Origin of the sequence: Vibrio sp. STUT-A16 (assembly GCF_026000495.1) — a bacterium.
GTDB lineage: Bacteria > Pseudomonadota > Gammaproteobacteria > Enterobacterales > Vibrionaceae > Vibrio > Vibrio diabolicus.
Map to the genome: position 1 here is coordinate 2,570,103 of NZ_AP026765.1, position 20,349 is coordinate 2,590,451.

17 protein-coding genes are annotated in these 20,349 nt (G+C 44.6%); 5 read left to right on the forward strand and 12 right to left on the reverse strand.

Annotated elements, in window-relative coordinates; genetic code table 11:
• Positions 1-49: 49 nt before the first annotated feature.
• The 6 genes from fadD to OO778_RS12225 all read right to left on the reverse strand — a co-directional run bounded on the left by fadD (position 50) and on the right by OO778_RS12225 (position 6,345).
• Entirely contained in the window at positions 50-1,741 is a 1,692-nt protein-coding gene (gene fadD, locus OO778_RS12200) for a long-chain-fatty-acid--CoA ligase FadD (protein ID WP_005396044.1), read from the reverse strand.
• Positions 1,742-1,847: 106 nt separating this feature from the next.
• Positions 1,848-2,702, reverse strand: a complete 855-nt coding sequence (locus tag OO778_RS12205; protein ID WP_264909926.1) for an alpha/beta hydrolase — start codon at positions 2,700-2,702, stop codon at positions 1,848-1,850.
• Between the two features lie 6 nt (positions 2,703-2,708).
• Positions 2,709-3,266, reverse strand: coding sequence for a Slp family lipoprotein (locus tag OO778_RS12210; RefSeq protein ID WP_005382214.1), 558 nt, complete (start codon positions 3,264-3,266; stop codon positions 2,709-2,711).
• A gap of 41 nt (positions 3,267-3,307) precedes the next feature.
• The gene (locus tag OO778_RS12215; RefSeq protein ID WP_047102883.1) at positions 3,308-3,613 is read right to left on the reverse strand and encodes a hypothetical protein; all 306 of its coding nucleotides are present in this window, start codon (positions 3,611-3,613) and stop codon (positions 3,308-3,310) included.
• Positions 3,614-3,673: 60 nt separating this feature from the next.
• Complete coding sequence (gene tsaB, locus OO778_RS12220; protein ID WP_237283696.1) at positions 3,674-4,375, reverse strand: tRNA (adenosine(37)-N6)-threonylcarbamoyltransferase complex dimerization subunit type 1 TsaB; 702 nt, start codon at positions 4,373-4,375, stop codon at positions 3,674-3,676.
• A gap of 29 nt (positions 4,376-4,404) precedes the next feature.
• A complete protein-coding gene (locus tag OO778_RS12225) occupies positions 4,405-6,345 on the reverse strand; it encodes an ATP-dependent DNA helicase (RefSeq protein ID WP_104971401.1) in 1,941 nt (646 codons plus the stop codon).
• A gap of 218 nt (positions 6,346-6,563) precedes the next feature.
• On the opposite strand from OO778_RS12225, the gene purU reads away from it, so the two are divergent.
• On the forward strand, positions 6,564-7,397 hold the full coding sequence (purU, locus tag OO778_RS12230) for a formyltetrahydrofolate deformylase (RefSeq protein ID WP_074191015.1): 834 nt from the start codon (positions 6,564-6,566) through the stop codon (positions 7,395-7,397).
• A 74-nt stretch (positions 7,398-7,471) separates the two neighbouring features.
• Here purU and OO778_RS12235 read toward each other — a convergent pair whose 3' ends face one another.
• Positions 7,472-8,071 (reverse strand): VOC family protein, encoded by a 600-nt coding sequence (locus tag OO778_RS12235; protein WP_005396053.1) that lies wholly within the window; start codon positions 8,069-8,071, stop codon positions 7,472-7,474.
• Between the two features lie 220 nt (positions 8,072-8,291).
• Here OO778_RS12235 and argS point away from each other — a divergent pair, with 220 nt between their 5' ends.
• On the forward strand, positions 8,292-10,025 hold the full coding sequence (gene argS, locus OO778_RS12240) for an arginine--tRNA ligase (RefSeq protein WP_046874243.1): 1,734 nt from the start codon (positions 8,292-8,294) through the stop codon (positions 10,023-10,025).
• A 126-nt stretch (positions 10,026-10,151) separates the two neighbouring features.
• Positions 10,152-10,580 carry an HIT domain-containing protein gene (locus OO778_RS12245; RefSeq protein ID WP_005396057.1) on the forward strand — a complete coding sequence of 143 codons (429 nt, stop codon included), beginning with the start codon at positions 10,152-10,154 and terminating at the stop codon, positions 10,578-10,580.
• 93 nt (positions 10,581-10,673) lie between these two features.
• Here the strand turns inward: OO778_RS12245 and OO778_RS12250 are convergent, their stop codons facing one another.
• From OO778_RS12250 to znuA, 5 genes are all read right to left on the reverse strand, one after another.
• Positions 10,674-10,904: a FeoC-like transcriptional regulator gene (locus OO778_RS12250; protein WP_005396058.1), complete on the reverse strand. Its 231-nt coding sequence runs from the start codon at positions 10,902-10,904 to the stop codon at positions 10,674-10,676.
• Positions 10,901-13,177 (reverse strand): Fe(2+) transporter permease subunit FeoB, encoded by a 2,277-nt coding sequence (gene feoB, locus OO778_RS12255; protein ID WP_074191014.1) that lies wholly within the window; start codon positions 13,175-13,177, stop codon positions 10,901-10,903. Before feoB ends, OO778_RS12250 begins: the two co-directional genes overlap by 4 nt.
• Entirely contained in the window at positions 13,177-13,404 is a 228-nt protein-coding gene (locus OO778_RS12260; protein ID WP_005382190.1) for a FeoA family protein, read from the reverse strand. Before OO778_RS12260 ends, feoB begins: the two co-directional genes overlap by 1 nt.
• 824 nt (positions 13,405-14,228) lie before the next feature.
• Positions 14,229-17,615: an AraC family transcriptional regulator gene (locus tag OO778_RS12265; protein ID WP_074191013.1), complete on the reverse strand. Its 3,387-nt coding sequence runs from the start codon at positions 17,613-17,615 to the stop codon at positions 14,229-14,231.
• A 201-nt stretch (positions 17,616-17,816) separates the two neighbouring features.
• Positions 17,817-18,704, reverse strand: coding sequence for a zinc ABC transporter substrate-binding protein ZnuA (znuA, locus tag OO778_RS12270; protein WP_005396064.1), 888 nt, complete (start codon positions 18,702-18,704; stop codon positions 17,817-17,819).
• A gap of 78 nt (positions 18,705-18,782) precedes the next feature.
• On the opposite strand from znuA, the gene znuC reads away from it, so the two are divergent.
• Together znuC and znuB are read left to right on the forward strand one after the other, a co-directional pair.
• Positions 18,783-19,571, forward strand: coding sequence for a zinc ABC transporter ATP-binding protein ZnuC (gene znuC / locus OO778_RS12275; protein WP_005396065.1), 789 nt, complete (start codon positions 18,783-18,785; stop codon positions 19,569-19,571).
• Positions 19,564-20,349 (forward strand): zinc ABC transporter permease subunit ZnuB, encoded by a 786-nt coding sequence (gene znuB, locus OO778_RS12280; protein ID WP_005396067.1) that lies wholly within the window; start codon positions 19,564-19,566, stop codon positions 20,347-20,349. Before znuC ends, znuB begins: the two co-directional genes overlap by 8 nt.

The following is a 20,349-nucleotide window of genomic DNA, read 5'->3' on the forward strand; positions in this document are numbered from 1 at the left end:
ACGCTGGCATTCTATCATTTTTTAAATCTCTCGACTCGACGAAATCGGCTTATGCGCTTTTCTTCGCGAGTTCAGCGTCGTTCTCTTCACGCAGAACACGACGCAAGATCTTACCGACATTGGTTTTAGGGAGGTCTTCACGGAACTCTACCAACTTAGGCACTTTGTAGCCAGTTAAGTGCTGACGACAATGCGTAATCACTTCATCTTTGGTCAAGCTCGGGTCGCGCTTCACGACGTAGATCTTCACTAATTCACCAGAGACTTCGTGCGGTTGACCAATAGCAGCCACTTCAAGGACTTTGCCGTGTAGCGCTACAACGTCTTCGATTTCGTTCGGGTAAACATTAAAGCCAGACACAAGAATCATGTCTTTCTTACGGTCAACGATGTGCAAGAAGCCTTCGTCATCGAACTTAACAATGTCGCCCGTTGATAACCAACCGTCTTCGTTGATCGTATCTTTCGTTGCTTCAGGTCGTTGCCAGTAACCTTGCATAACCTGAGGGCCACGAACTTGAAGTTCACCAGTTTCAGTATTCGCAAGAGCGTTGCCTTCTTCGTCCACAATGCGAACTTCCGTTGATGGCACAGGCAGGCCAATCGATCCATTGTATTCAACAAGGTCATGCGGGTATGCCGCAACCAATGGAGAACACTCGGTTAGGCCGTAACCTTCTAGTAGGTAACAACCCGTGGTCTTCTGCCATCTTTCTGCCACTGAGCGCTGCACTGCCATGCCGCCGCCAACGGCTAAACGTAGGTTACTGAAATCCAACTCGTGGAAGTCTTCGTTGTTGATCAAAGCATTAAATAAGGTGTTCACGCCCGTAATCGCAGTAAACGGATGCTTTTGTAGCTCTTTCACGAACCCTGGAATATCTCTAGGATTGGTAATAAGTAGGTTACGGCCACCCATTTCGACAAACAGTAAACAGTTTACGGTAAGAGCAAATACGTGATACAGCGGTAGCGCTGTCACGACCAATTCACGGCCTGGAGATAAAACCGGCCCGTACGCACCTTTCGCCTGTAAAACGTTCGCAATCATGTTACGGTGAGTCAGAATCGCGCCTTTCGCGACGCCTGTCGTACCGCCCGTGTATTGCAGGAACGCAATGTCATCCCCAGACATAAACGGTTTAACGTATTGTAGACGACGACCTTTACGTAGAGCCTGACGCATTGAGATCGCACCAGGTAAATCGTACTTAGGCACCATGCCCTTAACGTACTTCACGACAAAATCGACAATCGTACCTTTCGCTCGTGGCAGCATTTGACCAAGGCTGGTTAACACCACGTGTTTAACTGGTGTTTTATCGACGATTTGTTCTAACGTATTCGCAAAGTTAGACACAATCACAATCGTCGTCGCACCTGAGTCATTCAATTGGTGTTCAAGTTCACGAGGAGTGTAAAGTGGGTTAACGTTTACGGCGATACAACCTGCACGCAAAATACCAAACAATGCTACTGGGTATTGCAGTAAGTTTGGCATCATCAGAGCAACGCGGTCACCCTTTTGCAGTTTTAACTCGTTTTGCAGATACGCTGCGAATGCGCGACTACGCTCTTCCAATTTACGGAAGGTCATAACCGAGCCCATGTTCATGAATGCTGGTTGGTCTGCATATTTTTGTACAGACTGCTCAAACATTTCTACCAAAGACTCATATTGCTCTGGATTAATGGTTTCAGGTACGTCACTTGGATAACGTGAAAGCCATGGTTTATCCACGATGTTACTCCTCGTTTATAACTGGCTAAAAAATAGCGTCCTTTTTATTTTGAAAGCTATTACAGCACAGCGAACGTGCTTGAGCACGCAACTCTCAAACACTTGTTTAAATTTTGTTAACTACACCAAAAATTCGCGCTGCGACCTCGAGTATTTGCTCTAAATGACAGTGATGACCACCCTTGACAGAAACCACTTGCGGTGGGTTCTCTCCCCAATCAGCTTGGTTAGATGGTAAATTCTGAAATCCTTGATCGCCTAATACAATCAAATGAGGACAACGTATTTGGCTGGTAATCGAGTTAGCATGCGCTTGCGCCATTCGGTAAAGCGACGCACATTTTAACTTGGCGTCATGCCGCCAATACCATTTATCTCCTCGCTGCTCTGTTCCACGCTCGACTATCGGTAGAAGCTGCTCAGCGGTTAATTGGTTGGCTTGCATGCGTAATTTTAACGCCATATCGAAGGAGGCAATGGCTCGCTCTGGCTTGTTTTGCTGTCTTATTCGACTTAAAACGCCATCGCGAAGACGAGGCAAACTGTTAATAGGCTCTTCAGTAAGAGGTCCTGCTCCCTCAATTTGCACAAGACCTTCGACCTGCTCTGGAAACGCAGCACTATAGCAACTTGCGATTAAAGCACCAAGTGAATGCCCTACTAATATCAGTCTGTTTGGTGATAATTCGTCCAAAAACTGATACAAATCGGCAATATAGTCGTGAAAGGGGTAATAATTATCGTGAGATTTATGACTCGATAAACCGTGACCAAAATGATCGATGGCGAGGAGGTGTAAGTGAGGATTAAGTTGGTTCAACTGCTCCATGAGCGCTTTAAAGCTGCCCGCATTATCTAACCACCCATGAAGAAAAACGACTGACAAGTCAGCCGTTTTCTCGTTCCCTATCTCAAGGGCTGCCATTTTGCCGGCAGGAAGCTCGAATTGACGCTCATGCATCGCAGATTATTTGACCTGTTTTATCACTTTACCGTCTTGTGGGAAATCATTACGCCACATGCGGCAGTTAATCGAGTAACATGGGTAAAAGTAGGTTGGCGAGTCATACATGCGTACACGTTCTTCAATTTTCCATAAACGGTACCCTTCCCCCTTAATTACCGGGAAGATGTAACCGTGCTCACCGATCTTTCCTTCTTCTTCCCCAGCTCCTTTGCCTACAACCGTCACCAAACGGCCTTCACTAAAGGCGACAGGCTCTAAATAGCCATCAAAATAGGCGACAAAACGCCCCGTAGGCTCTTCATCAATATCAGGTTTACCAGACTTACTGATAGGAAGGTTTACAATCTCTAGACGCGTTTTATCTTTGAAGTTATCCACTTTAGCGATGATTCCACCAAGGCGAACATCTTCACTCACTTGCCCCTGAGACTCAGCAAAAGCTTTATAGTCTGTAACGACCAATTCTGTGCTTGCATTTAGCTCCTCTGGCAACGAGCTACACGCAGACAAACCAACCGTAGCAAATAATGCGAGAAAAAACCGTCCAAAAACCTTCATAAACCACCTTTCAATATTTGTAACCCCAAGCTGGGGAGGTCTCACACGTAAATATCGACACCAAGTAATTGAGCCAGTTCCTCTTTTTTAGCTCGATTCATGACATCCATGTACTGCTCCATTGCTTTACGTGCGCCCCCTTCAGGAAGGTCATATTGCACTTGAGCTCGGTGAATTTGGGACTCATCCACGTGTTTTATGGAGTGCGCCACAGCGTTAGCAACCTTTGAAGGCTGACCTACAGGCTGCTTTGTTTGTGATTTATTTACCTGCTTCTTTTGACTGGCTTTATTAGTGCGATTTGCACCGGGAATCAAAGAAGGAGGCAAGCCATTAATCGACGCCATAGCACTCCATAAAAATACAGGGCAAACGCCCTGCTTTTTGTCAGGTTAATGAAAAACGGACTATTCGCGACCAGGAAGTTTTTTCCATGTCACATTATCACGTAAATAAACAGGGCTCGAATCTTCGACCGGCACGGTATTACCCTTTTTAAATTCTTGTTCAGCAAGAATCACTATGTCTTGTGAATCAGGGTAAAGAACGTCACCATGCGTCAAATTAAACGGTAGGTCTGCTAATACTTCTTGGTAGGCATCCCAACCAGTACCTGCTGTCGTCCACGTTTTGTCGTCTGCTTGTGCTTCTTCAGTTAGACGTGCTGGTGGAATAACACACTCTTCATCAATACCAACCCATTCACCATTGTCTTGACGAGAATAGCGCGCCCAATAAACTTCACTCATACGTGCATCAATGGCAACAGCGACATTGGTCACACCATGTAAACGATGGCTACCTTGAGCCATCGCAGACAGGGTTGAAACGCCGATCATAGGTAAGTCAGCACCGAACGCCAAACCTTGTGCGATACCAATACCGATACGAACGCCAGTAAAGCTACCTGGACCACGTCCAAACGCTAACGCATCTAGCTCTTGTAGAGTCAGGCCAGCTTCTTTTAGTACTTCATCAACCATTGGCAGTACTTTTTTGGTGTGATCGCGTGGTGCAACCGCGCTACGTGAAATCACTTGATCATTAGCCAACAACGCAACTGAACAGTTTTCAGTCGCTGTATCGATAGCAAGAATTTTTGCGCTCATTTAACTCTCTACAACTCTCATTTATTGGGTTATGCCTCAGCACTTGCGTCTGTGACAGATTGTTCTACTTTCAGGAATGCTTTGATTCCATCTAAGTCTCGCGTTCTTGGGATAGGTGGTAGGCTTCCGAGGAAAATACCACCGTAGTCTCGCGTGACAAGGCGATTATCACAAATGATCAACGCACCGTGATCCTTCTGATCTCGAATTAATCGCCCTACTCCCTGCTTTAACGTAATCACTGCATCCGGGATTTGTACTTCAGCAAATGGTTCACCGCCACGTAATCGACAATCCTCGATACGGGCTTTGAGTAACGGATCGTCAGGGGCGGTAAACGGTAATTTGTCGATAATAACACAGCTCAGCGCATCACCTCTAACATCAATCCCTTCCCAGAAAGCGCCTGTCGCCACGAGTAAAGCGTTACCCAGTTCCATAAACTCCGCCAAGGTTTTCTGCTTACTCATCTCCCCTTGCATTAACACAGGCAGCTCAAGTACTTCTCGGAACTTCTCACCGAGCTCACGCATCATGCTGTGCGAGGTACATAAAAAGAAGCAGCGACCATCATTTTCTTCAATCACCGGAGCAAGCATTCGGACTAACTTATCCGCTAAGCCGTTACTGTTTGGCTCTGGCAGATACCTTGGCACACAAAGGCGCGCTTGTTTTTGATAATCAAAGGGGGACGGCAGAGAAAATTGCTTTGTAGGCTTGAGGCCAAGGCGCTCAGTAAAGTGCTTGAAGTCGCCCGATACGGCTAGAGTTGCTGACGTGAAAATCCACGCGCCTTGTTTAATCTCTATTTGCTCATGGAACTTGTCCGCGACAGAAAGAGGCGTAATGTGCAGAGCGAAATGACGAGGCGAGGTATCATACCAGTATGAGTAACCAGTAATATCGACATCACATACCCGGTCGATGCGGCCTTTGATCAAATTGGCTCGTTCAAAGGCGGTATCCAGTAATTGACTGCGCCCTAAGGCTATTTTGAGAACATCAATCGCCAATTCGAGGCTATCAGTTAAGCGCAATAATTCTCGCTTAATAGACCCTGATTGCAGCGCCTCACGCCAGTTGCCACGAAAGCCTGGCTCACCCAATACAATCCGCATGTCCATTGCGCTTTGCATGAGTTTGTCGCCCACTTTTTGCAATTGACGCATATCTTTGGCTTCAGTGCGGTAGGCTATTTCAATGTCTTTGGCAAGATCGTGAATTTGGCGGCTTGAAACTGACTGGCCGAAATATTCACTCGCAATATCTGGCAACTGATGAGCTTCATCAAAAATAAACACATCGGCTTCTGGGATCAGTTCGCCAAATCCTGTTTCTTTGATCGCTAAGTCAGCAAGAAATAAGTGATGGTTCACCACAACAATGTCGGAATCCATGGCTCGCTTACGCGCTTTCAATACAAAGCAATCGGTGTAGCTCGGACACTCTTTACCTAAACAGTTATCATTGGTTGAAGTGATGGTCGGAATGATCATGCTGTCTTCTGGTAGATCATCACAATCACCAAGGTCACCTGTTTTGGTTTCTGATGACCAAGCACGCACTTTAACCAGTTGAGTTAGTAACGTCGGGTCAGATTCATTAGTGTGGCTTTCGACCATTTGGCGGCTCAAACGATCCAAACACAGATAATTAGAACGCCCTTTTAATAACGCCACTTGACCATAAAAACCAAGCGCATTGACCATGAGCGGTAAGTCCCGATGGTACAACTGCTCTTGCAAGTTTTTCGAGCCTGTACTGATGATCACTTTTTTACCGCTCAACAGCGCAGGGACTAGGTATGCGAAGGTCTTACCGGTTCCGGTTCCTGCCTCCACCACCAACTGGGTTTGATCTTTGATCGCACTGCTGACGGCTTCCGCCATATCGATTTGTGGCTGACGAGCTTGAAAGCCCGGAATGGCCTTACCTAATGCGCCATCAGAGGAAAAAGTTTTTGCGATCATGCTTGGTATTGAGTTTGAAAAATTATCGAGAGTATATCAGAGGAATAGGAGTGACATCAGCCCACAATCTGACCAGCTTGCGGCGACACACGGATATTTTGTTGAAACCAACGTAAGAATAGATTATTTATGGTGAAACATGGCAGTACAGTTACACCCGCCTGGGAATAATAACAAATTCGTACGCTAAAATATTAATGCATGGAAGTACCTGATTTATGGAAAAGAAAACACTGTTGACCCACTGTTCTGACGCCCCGGGTCTCATCTCGAAAATCACTAACATCTGTTACAAGCACCAACTCAACATCGTTCACAATAACGAATTTGTTGATAATACCAGTGGCCACTTTTTCATGAGAACGGAGTTGGAGGGATACTTCAACGATCAAACGTTTCTTGCCGATTTGGACCAAGCACTCCCGCAAGGCGCTAAGCGTAAATTGGTTGGCTCTCGCCGTAAGCGCATCGTCATTCTCGTCACAAAAGAAGCGCATTGTTTAGGCGATATTCTGATGAAAACCTACGATGGAAGCCTAGATGTTGAGATCGCTGCTGTGGTGGGGAATTACGACAAACTGCAAACTCTCACTGAGCGCTTCGACATTCCTTACCACCACGTGACCCATGAAAACCTTAACCGTGAAGAACACGAGCAGAAGATGCTAGAAGTGATCGATCAATACGATGCTGACTTTTTGGTGTTAGCTAAATACATGCGCGTATTGACGCCGACGTTTGTTGAGAAATACCACCACAAAATCATTAATATTCATCACAGCTTCTTACCTGCTTTTATTGGTGCGAAGCCATATCAACAAGCTTACGATCGCGGTGTGAAAATCATCGGTGCAACAGCACACTTCGTGACTAATGATTTAGATGAAGGGCCGATCATCAAGCAAGACGTCATTCCTGTCGACCATACATTCAATGCCCAAGATATGGCGCAAGCAGGACGCGATGTAGAGAAGAACGTATTGAGTAAGGCTTTGAATAAAGTGATCAATGACCACGTTTTTGTTTACGGCAATAAGACGGTTATCCTTTAAGTTCATCGCATTTGAAAAAAGAAAGGGTTGCTCATTTGGCAACCCTTTCTTCTTAATAGTTGTTCAGAGCTCACTTATTCAGCCTGCTCAGACTCCACAATACGCTTAAGTGAATGCGGGTGCAGCTTGATACAAATGCCTTGGTACTTAAACGCCACGGTTGGGTTGTTCAAGCGTTCGCCTTCCCCTTTCGGGCTCGACAATTTGATCTTTACACCCAGCTCTTTTAACTCATCAAAACGCGCGCCAAACGCTGGGTAAGTGTGTTTCAAATCAGCAAGAAACTCATCTGCGGTTTCGGCATGAGACGGAATCACAAACTCCACATGTTCCCAGCTTTCATTTGGGTAGATTTTGCCTTCCGCAGGGTATGGCAGCTCCAGACACTCAATCTTCCAGCCACGGCTTTCCAACGCTTTGTCGAATTCGATAACGATGATTGGGCGACCGTTTATTTTCGCTTGTGAAATCACCTTACCGTATTGATTCCATGCTTCATGCGCGGCTTTCGCTGTTTCAGTATCATTAATACGCAGCGCAATATGGTCAGCTTGAGCAAAGCTCAGATCCAGTTTTAACAGGGTTGCAAGCTCTTCAATCTTCGCCATAAATGCGTCCAGATCTTGGATCATCAATTCAGGCGTTAGGCGCTTTTCAACTAGTTGAGTCGTCATTATGGCTCTCTTATGGGGCGATTTATCTCATTACTTTGAGCGCAATAGTAAACGCAAACTAAGCCACATTTCCATTCAATCGAAAAAGTAAAAATTTCGCCTATTCATCTCTGTATGAAAAGCAATAAAGTTGTTATGATTAGCCCCATTTTTGTGAACTCTAACAGAGCTCGGCGTACATTCTGCCGAGTTCTTTGTCCTTGAATTGAAGGAAACGCGTGTGAATATCCAAGCACTTATTAATGACAAAGTATCTCAGGCTCTAGAAGCCGCTGGCGCACCTGCAGGTAGTCCTGCAGCCGTTCGCCAATCAGCAAAGCCACAATTTGGTGATTACCAAGCAAACGGCGTAATGGGCGTTGCTAAAAAACTGGGTACTAACCCACGAGAATTTGCACAGAAAGTACTGGATGTTCTAGACCTAGATGGTATTGCGAGCAAAACAGAAATCGCTGGCCCTGGTTTCATCAACATTTTCCTAAGCGAAGAGTTCCTTGCGAAACAAGCCGACGCGGCGCTAGCAGACGAACGTCTTGGCGTAGCTAAAGAAGAAGCGCAAACCATCGTTGCCGACTACTCTGCACCAAACGTAGCAAAAGAAATGCACGTAGGTCACCTGCGTTCAACCATCATCGGTGATGCAGTGGTACGTACGCTTGAGTTCTTAGGTCACAAAGTGATCCGCGCGAACCACATCGGTGATTGGGGTACTCAGTTCGGTATGCTTATCGCAAACCTTGAGCGCGTACAACAAGAGTCTGGCGAAGTTTCTATGGAACTTGCGGACCTTGAAGGCTTCTACCGCGAATCGAAAAAGCTGTACGATGAAGATGAAGAGTTCGCAGTAAAGGCGCGAAACTACGTGGTAAGACTGCAAAGCGGTGACGAGTACTGTGCAGAAATGTGGAAAAAACTCGTTGATGTAACCATGATCCAAAACCAGCGCAACTACGACCGTCTAAACGTGTCACTGACTCGTGACGACGTAATGGGCGAAAGCATGTACAACGACATGCTTCCTAAGATCGTTGCAGACCTAAAAGAACAAGGTCTTGCCGTTGAAGATGATGGCGCGCAAGTTGTATTCCTAGATGAATACAAGAACAAAGATGGCGAACCAATGGGCGTTATCGTTCAAAAACGCGATGGCGGTTTCCTATACACAACAACAGATATCGCATGTGCAAAATATCGTTATGAAGAGCTAAGCGCAGACCGTGTGCTTTACTTCATCGACTCACGTCAACACCAGCACCTAATGCAAGCTTGGACGATTGTTCGTAAAGCGGGCTATGTGCCTGAGTCTGTATCTCTTGAGCACCACGCGTTCGGCATGATGCTGGGTAAAGACGGAAAGCCATTCAAGACTCGTGCGGGTGGTACCGTTCGTTTGGCAGATCTTCTGGATGAAGCAGAAGTTCGCGCAGCACAGCTGATCGAATCTAAAAACCCTGAACTAGATGCGGAAGAAAAAGAGAAGATCTCTAAAACAGTTGCAATGGCAGCGGTTAAATACTCTGACTTATCTAAACACCGTACGACTGACTACGTGTTCGATTGGGACAACATGTTAGCGTTTGAAGGTAACACAGCACCATACATGCAATATGCATACACTCGCGTAGCTTCTATTTTCGCTAAAGCTGGTGTTGCTATGGATGCTCTCCAAGGTGACATCAAAATCACTGATGAGAAAGAGAAAGCACTTATTGCTAAACTTATGCAGTTCGAAGAAGCGGTTCAATCTGTTGCTCGCGAAGGCCAACCACACATCATGTGTAGCTACCTATTCGAACTAGCAGGTCAGTTCTCTAGCTTCTACGAAGCGTGCCCTATCCTAGTTGCTGAAGACGAAGCAGTGAAACAAAGCCGTCTGAAACTAGCTGCGCTAACAGCGAAGACCATCAAGCAAGGTCTGTCTCTACTGGGTATCGATACTCTAGAGCGTATGTAATCCGCTTTTACGTAGTTAGCTTAAGTAGCACAAGCTAAATGATGACAAAGGTTGACGTGAAAGCGCCAACCTTTTGTTTTATCTGTCGTATACTAATTCAAACTAAAAATTAATCGGACAGCAATAATGAGTTTTGAACTTCATCCTCAATTGGCAAAAGACACTTCGGTGATTGGTCACTTCCCACTTTGCGTCGCGCTTCTTCATAAAGATAATGCTGTGCCATGGGTTATCTTGGTGCCTAAACGCGAGAATTTGAAAGAGCTACACCACTTGCCAATGCAAGAGCAACAACAGTTTTTGCTCGAATCTCAAGCGGTAAGCCAAGCACTCGAAGCGACATTCCGCCCAGACAAGTTAAACCTTGGCGCCCTAGGTAACATGGTGCCACAGCTGCACATTCACCATATTGCGCGCTTTAAAGACGATATGGCATGGCCGGGACCAGTTTGGGGTAACACCACAGGTAAGTTTCGTACTGACGAAGAACAAGAAGAGATTCTTAACCGAATTCGTAATGTGTTGTCGTTAAGCTCTATCTTCCGCAAAGCGTAACCGTTATATAACTTTTAATTCAGGTAGAAAGTAAAAAGCCGCATCATTGCTGATGCGGCTTTGTTGTTTGTGCGCGATGGTTCATTGTTCCTACTACATGGTTACGGTAAGTGACAAACCATCGTGCTTTGTGACTGCATAGCGTATTCGCGTTATATGATGAGCTTTATTTGTATCTACCAAGCGAGAAATGCGACCTTTGTTAATCCATACACTTAACATGGCGTCTGCACCGTCTTCACTCATTCCGAACTGTTTTGCTAGCTCAGATTGGGAAACCGTTCCTTTTTCGGCAATATATTGATAAAGCTCTTTTAAAATCATACGACTTGCGCCTCAAACTCGCCTTGATGTTTCTTGCCTACGCGCTTGAAAACGCGGTACGTGCCAAAGAAAATCGCAATAATTATGGCAATCCAAACGCCGCTGGTGATAGGGCTATCAGCGAAATGCATAAGCTGATGATAGAAAGTCGCACTCAAGTACGCGAGCCCCATTGTCCATACCGCTATAAAGCGCGCAAAGTTATTGCCGAATTCTCGAACATAGGCCCCCATCGCAGCCACACAAGGAGTGTAAAGTAAGATAAAAATTAGGTACGCAAAAGCAGCATGACCAGAAACAAATTTCTCTTTTATGTTACCAAAGATCGATTCATCAATTTCTTGCTCCTCTGCGACTGCATGAGAATCCGCTAAATTACCGACGTCAATTCCCAGCGGATCAGAATAGCTCAGCCCTGCTAGGTTTTCAGGAATGCTCATCACCGCTTCTTCTAGGCTACCCATAAGATCAAATTCTGCATCCTCTCCATCGGTTGGCGTAGTATATAAGCTGTTCAATGTGCCCACGACTGCCTCTTTCGCGAAGATACCAGTAATAATACCAACCGTTGCTGGCCAGTTATCCTCTTGAATACCAATTGGTGCAAACACTGGCGTCACAACCTGAGCGGCTTTTGATAGAACCGATTTATCACTGTCTTCATTACCGAATGTACCGTCAGTTCCTAGCGAGTTGAGGAAGCTCAAGATAGCAACAACCACAACGATGGTTTTACCTGCACCCAGTACGAAACGCTTAAGTTTTTGCCAAGTTTTGATCACGACGTTCTGCAATGTCGGAAGCTCATAGTCAGGCATTTCCATCACCAAGCTATCACTGCTGCCAGGATACAGCGTGTGCTTGAGGAACAAACCGGTAAACACCGCGGCGACAATACCAAGTAGGTAAAGTGCAAACACAATGTTTTGACCAGAGCCTGGGAAGAAAGCGGCAGCAAATAAAGCGTACACAGGTAAGCGAGCACCACATGACATAAACGGTGCCATCGACGCAGCCAACTTGCGCTCACGCTCTTGGTCTAGCGTGCGCGTTGCCATGATTGACGGAACGTTACAGCCAAAACCAAGAACCAAAGGGACAAACGCTTTACCCGGCAAGCCGATTTTCTGCATCACTTTATCAAGCACAAACGCAGCGCGTGCCATGTAACCCGAGCTCTCAAGCACAGCAAGGAATAAGTACAAACACGCAATGACCGGGATAAAGGTCGCAACTGTTTGAATACCGCCGCCTAAACCATCAGCAATCACCGTAACTAGCCATACGGGGAGGTGACCATCTAATAAGTGGTGTCCACCATCAACCAGCAATGCGCCTACACCAATGTCAAAAAAGTCGATAAATGCACTACCGATGTTAATCGAGAACATAAACATCAAGTACATAACCACAAAGAAGAATGGGATCCCAATCCACTTGTTCAAAATAAACTGGTCGAGTTTTTCAGTCACGCTACGGCTTAGCTTGCCTTCGCTTCGGCGAACTTTTTTACACTGTTCATGCAGGTATGTGTACTTGGTATCCGCGACATGCAAATCGATATCCAAGTCTAAAGTCGCAGTGACTTCCAACACTTTGCTTCTATCAATATCGGAAAGGCTATTGAGAACCATCGTGTCTTTTTCAAGCGCACGAATCGCTAATGCACGATGGGCGACGGTTTGATCGTTAAAAAGTGCGGAAACAGTTTGAATCGCCGACTCCATCTTTTCACCGTAATGCAAAGATAACTCTTTAAGCGCGACCCCTTGAACGATGGACTTATGAAGTTTTTCTTTAAACTCTGCAACTTGAGTTTTATTGGTTGCAGATAAACTTACTACAGGACAACCTAACGTTTTCTCAAGCTCTGAAACGTTAATCATTTGACGTTCACGTTTTAGTGCATCCATTTTGTTGAGAACAACAATCATAGGACGGCCAAGTTCGCGAAGTTGTAACGTCATATATAAGCTGCGCTCTAAACTCGTGGCATCAACCACGTTGATAATGAGATCGGCAGGATGAGTTAGAACCGCACGCGATGCAATGGATTCGTCAATACTATTGCTATCATTACCACTGTCTAACGAGTAAATACCAGGAAGGTCAGTGAGCAAAAACTCGTCACCCGCATGTTTGAATTGTCCCGTTTTCTTTTCAACGGTGACGCCTGCCCAGTTACCAACTTGCTGTTTTGCGCCAGTCAAACCATTAAATAGCGTCGTTTTACCACTATTAGGATTACCTACGGTAAGCACTTGATATTGCATTACACTCGCTCCACTTCAATTTTCTGAGCAATGGTTTCTCGCAATGCGACAGACACACCACGGACTTCGACTTGTAAAGGATCGCCCATTGGAGCACGTCGAATCACTTTGACTTCTGTATTGGGAAGCAGCCCCATTACCATGAGTTTCTTTCTGATATCTGATGAAAGACCATCTAACAACCGAATCGTCACCGTATCGCCAGGATTAATCTCTGATAACTTCATAGTGGCCCTTAAGAGTATTGCTAATGAGAAATATTATTATTTAATAAGTTTAGGCTGCCAATATTACTCTCCTATAACCATTCAATCCTTGTGTGAAATCAAAGATTTCATAAATGTTTTCATGCTTTCAAACGTCAACTCCGTAAATTTCCTCTCGTTATTTACGTCAAAATTAACAATTAAAAATCACGACCAATGAAATAAAAATGTCACAAACAAATGGCAAAGATAAAAACTTCCATACAAAACAACAGGTTAGATTGCATTTAAAACTTGTCGTTTTTCTCATATCAACATGGCGTTATTTTTATAAGAAAAATAAGTAACCTCTCGTATAGTTACTCCATCGAGAGGGCAACCTCTCAAATGAATTCCAGAGGTGGCATGGCAACATGTCACTCCGGCAGCAAGCGAAGGTGTCATTGACACCCGTGGTATAGTCCCCCCGGCTATACCACGATATTTTTTTTCATCTCTCTAAACTCTTTATCTTATCCACCTTTTTAGCACAGTTCTGTTTTCACGAATTTCACATGCCCCCACTACTCAAATGAACCAACACACTCTAGATACAAAAATACAACCATTCATCTATTTGTCGCCGTAGGTAAATCCGTCCTCTTAAGCCATGTATGGTTATAGCTAAGAACAGCGCTACTAACAGATAGAGCGTGACCGTGCTTACGTATTGAGAATGGATTTGTAGGCTAGATGTGATGAAGAAGCAATGAGAATCACTGCATTGGTAGCTCTAGAATAGTAGAGCGCTATGAGCAGCTCCCCAGTCTTTTGAATATTCACTAGGGAGTGTGTAATGAGGGTTTTTAGTTGGTTTCTTGGCTTTCTTGGCTTTCTTGAGTCAAAGCAAACTTGGAAGGAGGCAAACCAAAATGCAATTTAAACTTTTGGCTAAAGTAAGAAGGATCATTAAAGCCGCAGTTAAACGCTACTTCGCTGATTTTCTCGCCCGCTAATAACTGCTCACACGCCGTTTCTAAACGAACTTCGGTTACATAATCTTTTAACGTTCTTGACGAGGCTGATTTAAAGCGCCTCTGTAAAGAGCGTTCTGACATGAACAGCATTTTAGCCGCTAAAGCAGTACCAAACTCAGGGTCATGGTAATGCTCAGCCACCAGCTGATAGACTTTTTGCAACCATTCTTTCTCTGGGGTCACTTTATCTTCGACGATAGGTTCAGACTCAAATTCTTGCAAAGATTCATCCACATAACTCATTTTCTTCGCAGTTGGCCATGTAATTTCGATTTTATTTTGAGCGTCGGAAGTAAACACCGCCAAGTATCCTCCACTCGTTGTCACTAACTGGGCAAGATGATCAATACTCAATTCAGAGTGGTTCATATTAGATGGACGCCCGGTCGTGACTTTATTAGGCAGTTGCGTCCCATAATCAAGAAAACTCAATGAAACAATATCATTGCCCTCTTCTAGCATGATTCTCACCGTTTGGCCTCGGAAAGAACGCTTGATGATATTGGCAAAAATGCTGTTGAAGATAACATCAAGGTTAAAGCTTTCCAGAGCAATTCGACTTGTTTTTCTCTCATCTTCAAGCTCCACCATAATCCCAGCCTTCGCAAAATCATCTTGCCATACATCAACCACCGATTGAGTTATCTGACTCAAATTGTAATTGTGACTACCGCCGCTAGCTTCGCCAGGAACACTTTTTAACTCATTTAATTGCCATGTCGTTTTCGCCAGATGATCTTCCGTAGCTGCATCCAAAGGTATGGGTAATTTTGACGCTATAAAATCCACACTGGACTTAATAGATTGCGCCACGTGATCAACCAACAGGTTTCTGACTTGAATCTGTTTACGTAGCTGTTGGTTACTCGTCAACAACACTCGGCTTTGATGCCTCAACTGGTTAGTTTTGAGTGTCACTTGCGCAGCTAAATCACGGTTAGCCTGTACAACATAGCGAGAACGCCAGTACATAAGTAGTGCAACCATGGCAATACTCGCGACCACAAAACCTAAAATTGCGAGTTGCGATAAATACCAAGGATTAAGCACAATAAAATACGACTCGAGCCCAACCAATCCAGCAGCGACTTGAGACTCATTACTTACCTGTAGGTGGTATTCACCGGAATTGAGATGCTCTAGAGTCAGTTGGCCTCCCTCTAGCGCTTGCCAAGGATCATCGCTATTCAATCGATAATACAAATTTTGGCTGTCTGGTTTTGGCATCACGCCAAATAAGAAACTTAGAGAAGAGCCATACGGTAATTTTATTCCATTCAAATCGGCGCTACCAACTTGTAGAACCTCGTTTTCAAGCACAACTTGGCTCACGATAAACTTCGACTCTGGAGGGTTGGACACAAGCAGCTTGGATGCTTCAGCTTTTACCAACCCGTATTTCGACCCTAGGACGAGCTCTCGCTCACCATCTTCTGTGTACTGTATAACACTGCAAATTCCTGGTAGAAACTCGTTGTTCATTAAGCCAGACGCTGATGAATAATGTTTCACTAATTCACCCGAAAGGTGGTAATAGCTTAGTCCGACAGAAGAGGCTAACCACACGCCTTGCCTGTCTCTGATCAAGCAAGCAGGTCGCGCGTTGGGCACACTCATTTCAACAACACGTTTCTCGTCACTTCCTTTAATCGTTTTAAAAACGCCGTAAGATGACGCAAACCACTGACTGCCATCAACCGCCGTGACCATGTCTAATGATTCACCAAACTTTTCGGAATAGCGGATGAACTGGATGTTTTCATTGCTGTATTGATAAACCCCATGATCGGTCCCTATCAATAGAGAATCTTCAGTGTCGTATAAACGCGTAACCTTAGCTGGTAAGTACTGACTTACTAGCCACTCACTTCCAAAGTTTCTTACGCTTTGCTTGGTTATATCAACATTGTAAAGATGGTATCCACTTGATACCCAGAGACGATCATTACCATCTACAGTCACGTGCTCCACTGCGTGTCCAGCCATAACCTGTAAATAAGGAAATGTCACTTTGTTAAGACCATTCAGCTCGAATATTTCGAGCCCTTTAGAGGTCGCAAGCCAAAGCATCCCACCTTGAAATGCAAATTCATTGATCTGCGAATCAAGCTCCAAGACTTTGATGTTGCCACTCTCACCTGTCCGGTAAAGCTTTCGGTCATCCGCGAACCAAAGCGCATCATCAGGTCCTGTGGAAGTTTGTCGAATTCGCCCTGATAAGGTTTGCGAGTCGTAACTACTGAAGGTTACTCGTTCAAACTTTTTACTAAACAAGGAGTAATAGCGAATGCCTTGGTTAGTCGCGATCCACATCCCTCCCATGTTGTCACTCAGTAGCGAATAGATCTTTGTATTATCCAGCTCCAGTTCAAGAAAGCTTGCAGGCTCGACTTCTGTCACTTCACCTGACAAGAATGAGTATAAATACAGACCATGCTCAGTCCCCACCCAGTACTCTTGATTTGTCTCAGCGAAAGTCAACACATGAGAGCCGCCAATCTTAATCACCTCTTTATCAGGTTGATAAATATTGAAAATTAATGCCCCACGCAACGTTCCTACCAGAATTTCTCTGCGCGTGTGTGAGTAGTAGATCTTTTCAATGTAGTTCTGACCTGAAGCGACTACATGGTCAAACTTATCTCCTTCTGAAAGATAAAAGCCAGAAGTTGTAGCAAGTGCCCACTTCTCTTCGAGCAGAACTGCATCGTTAATATAAACATAGCTATTGTTGCTATGTTGATAGAGCTGCAACAAAGAAAAGGACTTTAACTCGTTAGTATCGATGTTGTAAGTATAGAAATGTGCGCCATCACTAACCCAAATATAATCTTCAGAAGAACCGATTTTTCTTATTTGCGACCCGGGGTTTAAGCTAAAGACTAAACGTCTTTCTTGATTTGGATAAGTTTGATACACCTCATTCTCAACAAAGGTCCAGAACGAGCCTTCATGATAAGCCAGTTGCTTGGCAGACATTTGTAAAAAACTGCCTGATTTAGGTAGGATATTTTGGCCATCATAAAACAACACCCGCCCATGCACGTCGTGAATCCACAAGCCCCCTTGCTCACCCAAGAACAATTTTTTAGCCGCAATAAAAGTACCCTTAACCTGAGTCGGCAAAGGGTAAAAGATGGCATTCGCATTATGAAGAGCAAATGCTTGGAAAGATAGGAAAAAGCCCAACAAGACAAGGGCTAATTGGCGTAGCAAGACGAAAACCTTTTATATCAATTTATGCTCGGCGCTCACCGTCCATATCTTCTACAACATGGACTTATACGGTTATTTTGAGCTGCTAATTATTGATAATGATATCTCAATTACTGTTTGAGAAAAGGCTCGCCTTGCCAAAGGTTGTAATTCTTACTACTGGATCACGTTAAAAGGACTATTCCTACACAACAACACTACTTAATCCGTCTTTTGGCTCAAGCACTGCTCAAAATTATTCGCCATATTGTTGAGAAAAGTAAAGTAACTGCCCGGTTTTGCTTCAATTGTGCTCCCTAATGGGTCAAGTTCACCTTTGGCAACTTTGCTACCTCGCATCACGCTCTGAACGACAGCTGGAGTAAACTGAGGTTCAGAAAACACGCAGGCTACATCTCCTGAACTTAACTTTTGACGAATTTGGATTAAGGTTTTTGCTCCCGGCTTACGATCCGGGCTCACGGTGAAGTGCCCCATTTGATTTAACTCATAACGCTCTTCGAAATAACCATAAGCATCGTGAAAGACAAAGTAACCTTTGTCTTTCACTGGCGATAATTTCTTCTTGATCTCTAGGTCCGTCTGGCTGAGCTCAGTTTCAAATTTTTTAAGGTTTTCTTGGTACTGTGCTGCATTTTCCGGATCAAGTGATCCCAGTTGATTCACGACAGCCTTGGCAACTTGTTGTGCTTGACTTACACCTAACCAAAAGTGCGGATCATGTGAACCATGATCGTGGCCATCATGGTCATGATTGTGCTCACTATCAAACTCACGCAAATCTAGAGCTGGAATTTGACTAATAGTCAGAGTATTCGATCTGTCTGACACGACTTTTTCCAGAAACGGTTCGAGATCATGTCCGTACCAAATAACTAAATCAGCAGAAGCGATTTTCTTAACATCCGATGGGCGTAAAGCGTAATCATGGGGCGAAGTGTTAGACTGCAGTAATACATCTGGCGAAGTCACACCTTGAGTAAGTTCTGTCACTAATAACTGAATAGGCTTGATACTCGTTAGTACCGTTACTGCGTGTGCTGGCAACGTTAGCATCGCTGACGCAGCAAGAATTAATGCTCTTTTCATAGTTTTACTTGGGATATGGTGTAGAAAGTGTGATAATGTTACATTATAACATTATTGATTTGCAAATGAGTTTCATTCATGTCTTCCTTAGTCCATCTTGAGCACTTATGCGTCGAGTTCGATGGCCGCAGAGTTCTCGATAACATTAGTATGGAATTACAAAAGGGCAAAATAACAACCCTAATTGGTCCCAATGGAGCGGGAAAATCAACGTTAGTCAAAGTCATTTTAGGCCTTCAAAAACCGACTAGCGGCAAATTAAACCGACAAAGAAAACTAAAAATTGGTTATGTTCCTCAAAAATTGAAGCTCAATGACTCTCTTCCATTGAATGTCACCCGTTTTCTAAATTTAGCAGGAAAATACAGTAAACAAGAATGTATTGATGCATTAAGGCTTGTTGGCGCTGAGCATTTAATTAGTAGTAACATGCATCGCTTATCAGGTGGTGAAAACCAACGCGTATTACTTGCGCGTGCTTTGCTTCAACGCCCAGAGCTGTTAGTGCTAGATGAACCAGCGCAGGGTGTGGATATTCAAGGTCAAATCGATCTCTACGATCTAATTGAAAGCATTCGTCACCGATTCGATTGCGGTGTATTTATGGTGTCACACGACTTACATTTAGTAATGGCCAAAACAGATGATGTCATTTGTCTGCATCACCATGTTTGCTGTTCTGGTTCACCTGCCACGATTACTCAGCACCCTTCTTACATCGCGCTATTTGGCAATGCAGCGAGAGAATCTCTCGCGTTTTATCATCACGACCACGAGCATCATCATCACGATTTATCCGGAACGCCAGTAACTGGCGATGCGATATCATGCTCCAACCATAAACACGGACATCATCACCATGATTGAGTTTCTTCTACCTTCTATTCTTGCTGGTATTGGCATCGCGATCATTGCAGGTCCTCTTGGGTCATTTGTCGTTTGGCGCAAAATGGCTTACTTCGGTGATACCTTGGCACATGCTTCATTGATGGGTTTGGCATTAGGCTTTCTGCTCAACGTGAACCTTTATCTTGCCCTACTCGTTTGCTGTTTAGCACTCGCGGTATTGCTCGTGACACTACAGAAACAACAACTGGTCGCAACCGATACGCTTCTGGGTATACTCGCCCATAGTGCATTATCTGTTGGTCTAGTTTCTGTTAGTTTCTTGGATAATGTCCGTGTTGATCTGATGAGTTACTTGTTCGGTGACTTACTCGCAGTATCTCCGCAAGATCTGATGTTCATTTACGCAGGTGTCGTTGCTGTTAGTGTGTGTCTTTACGTTTTTTGGCGACCTTTATTGTCGAGCACAGTTAGTGAAGAGCTTGCTGCCGTCGAGGGCGTCAATACAGACTTAGTTAGATTGGTGTTAATGCTTATGGTAGGTGTTGTGATTGCCGTAGGAATGAAGTTTGTTGGGGCACTTATCATGACTTCTTTGCTGATCATCCCAGCAGCAACAGCACGTAAGGTCTCTTCATCACCAGAGCAAATGGCACTGTTCGCATCTATTATTGGCTCTGTGGCAGTACTAATGGGGCTTAGCCTATCATGGCACTTCGATACGCCGGCTGGCCCATCAGTAGTAATCAGCGCAACATCTCTGTTTATGCTTAGCCAATTTATTCGCCAAAAATCGTAA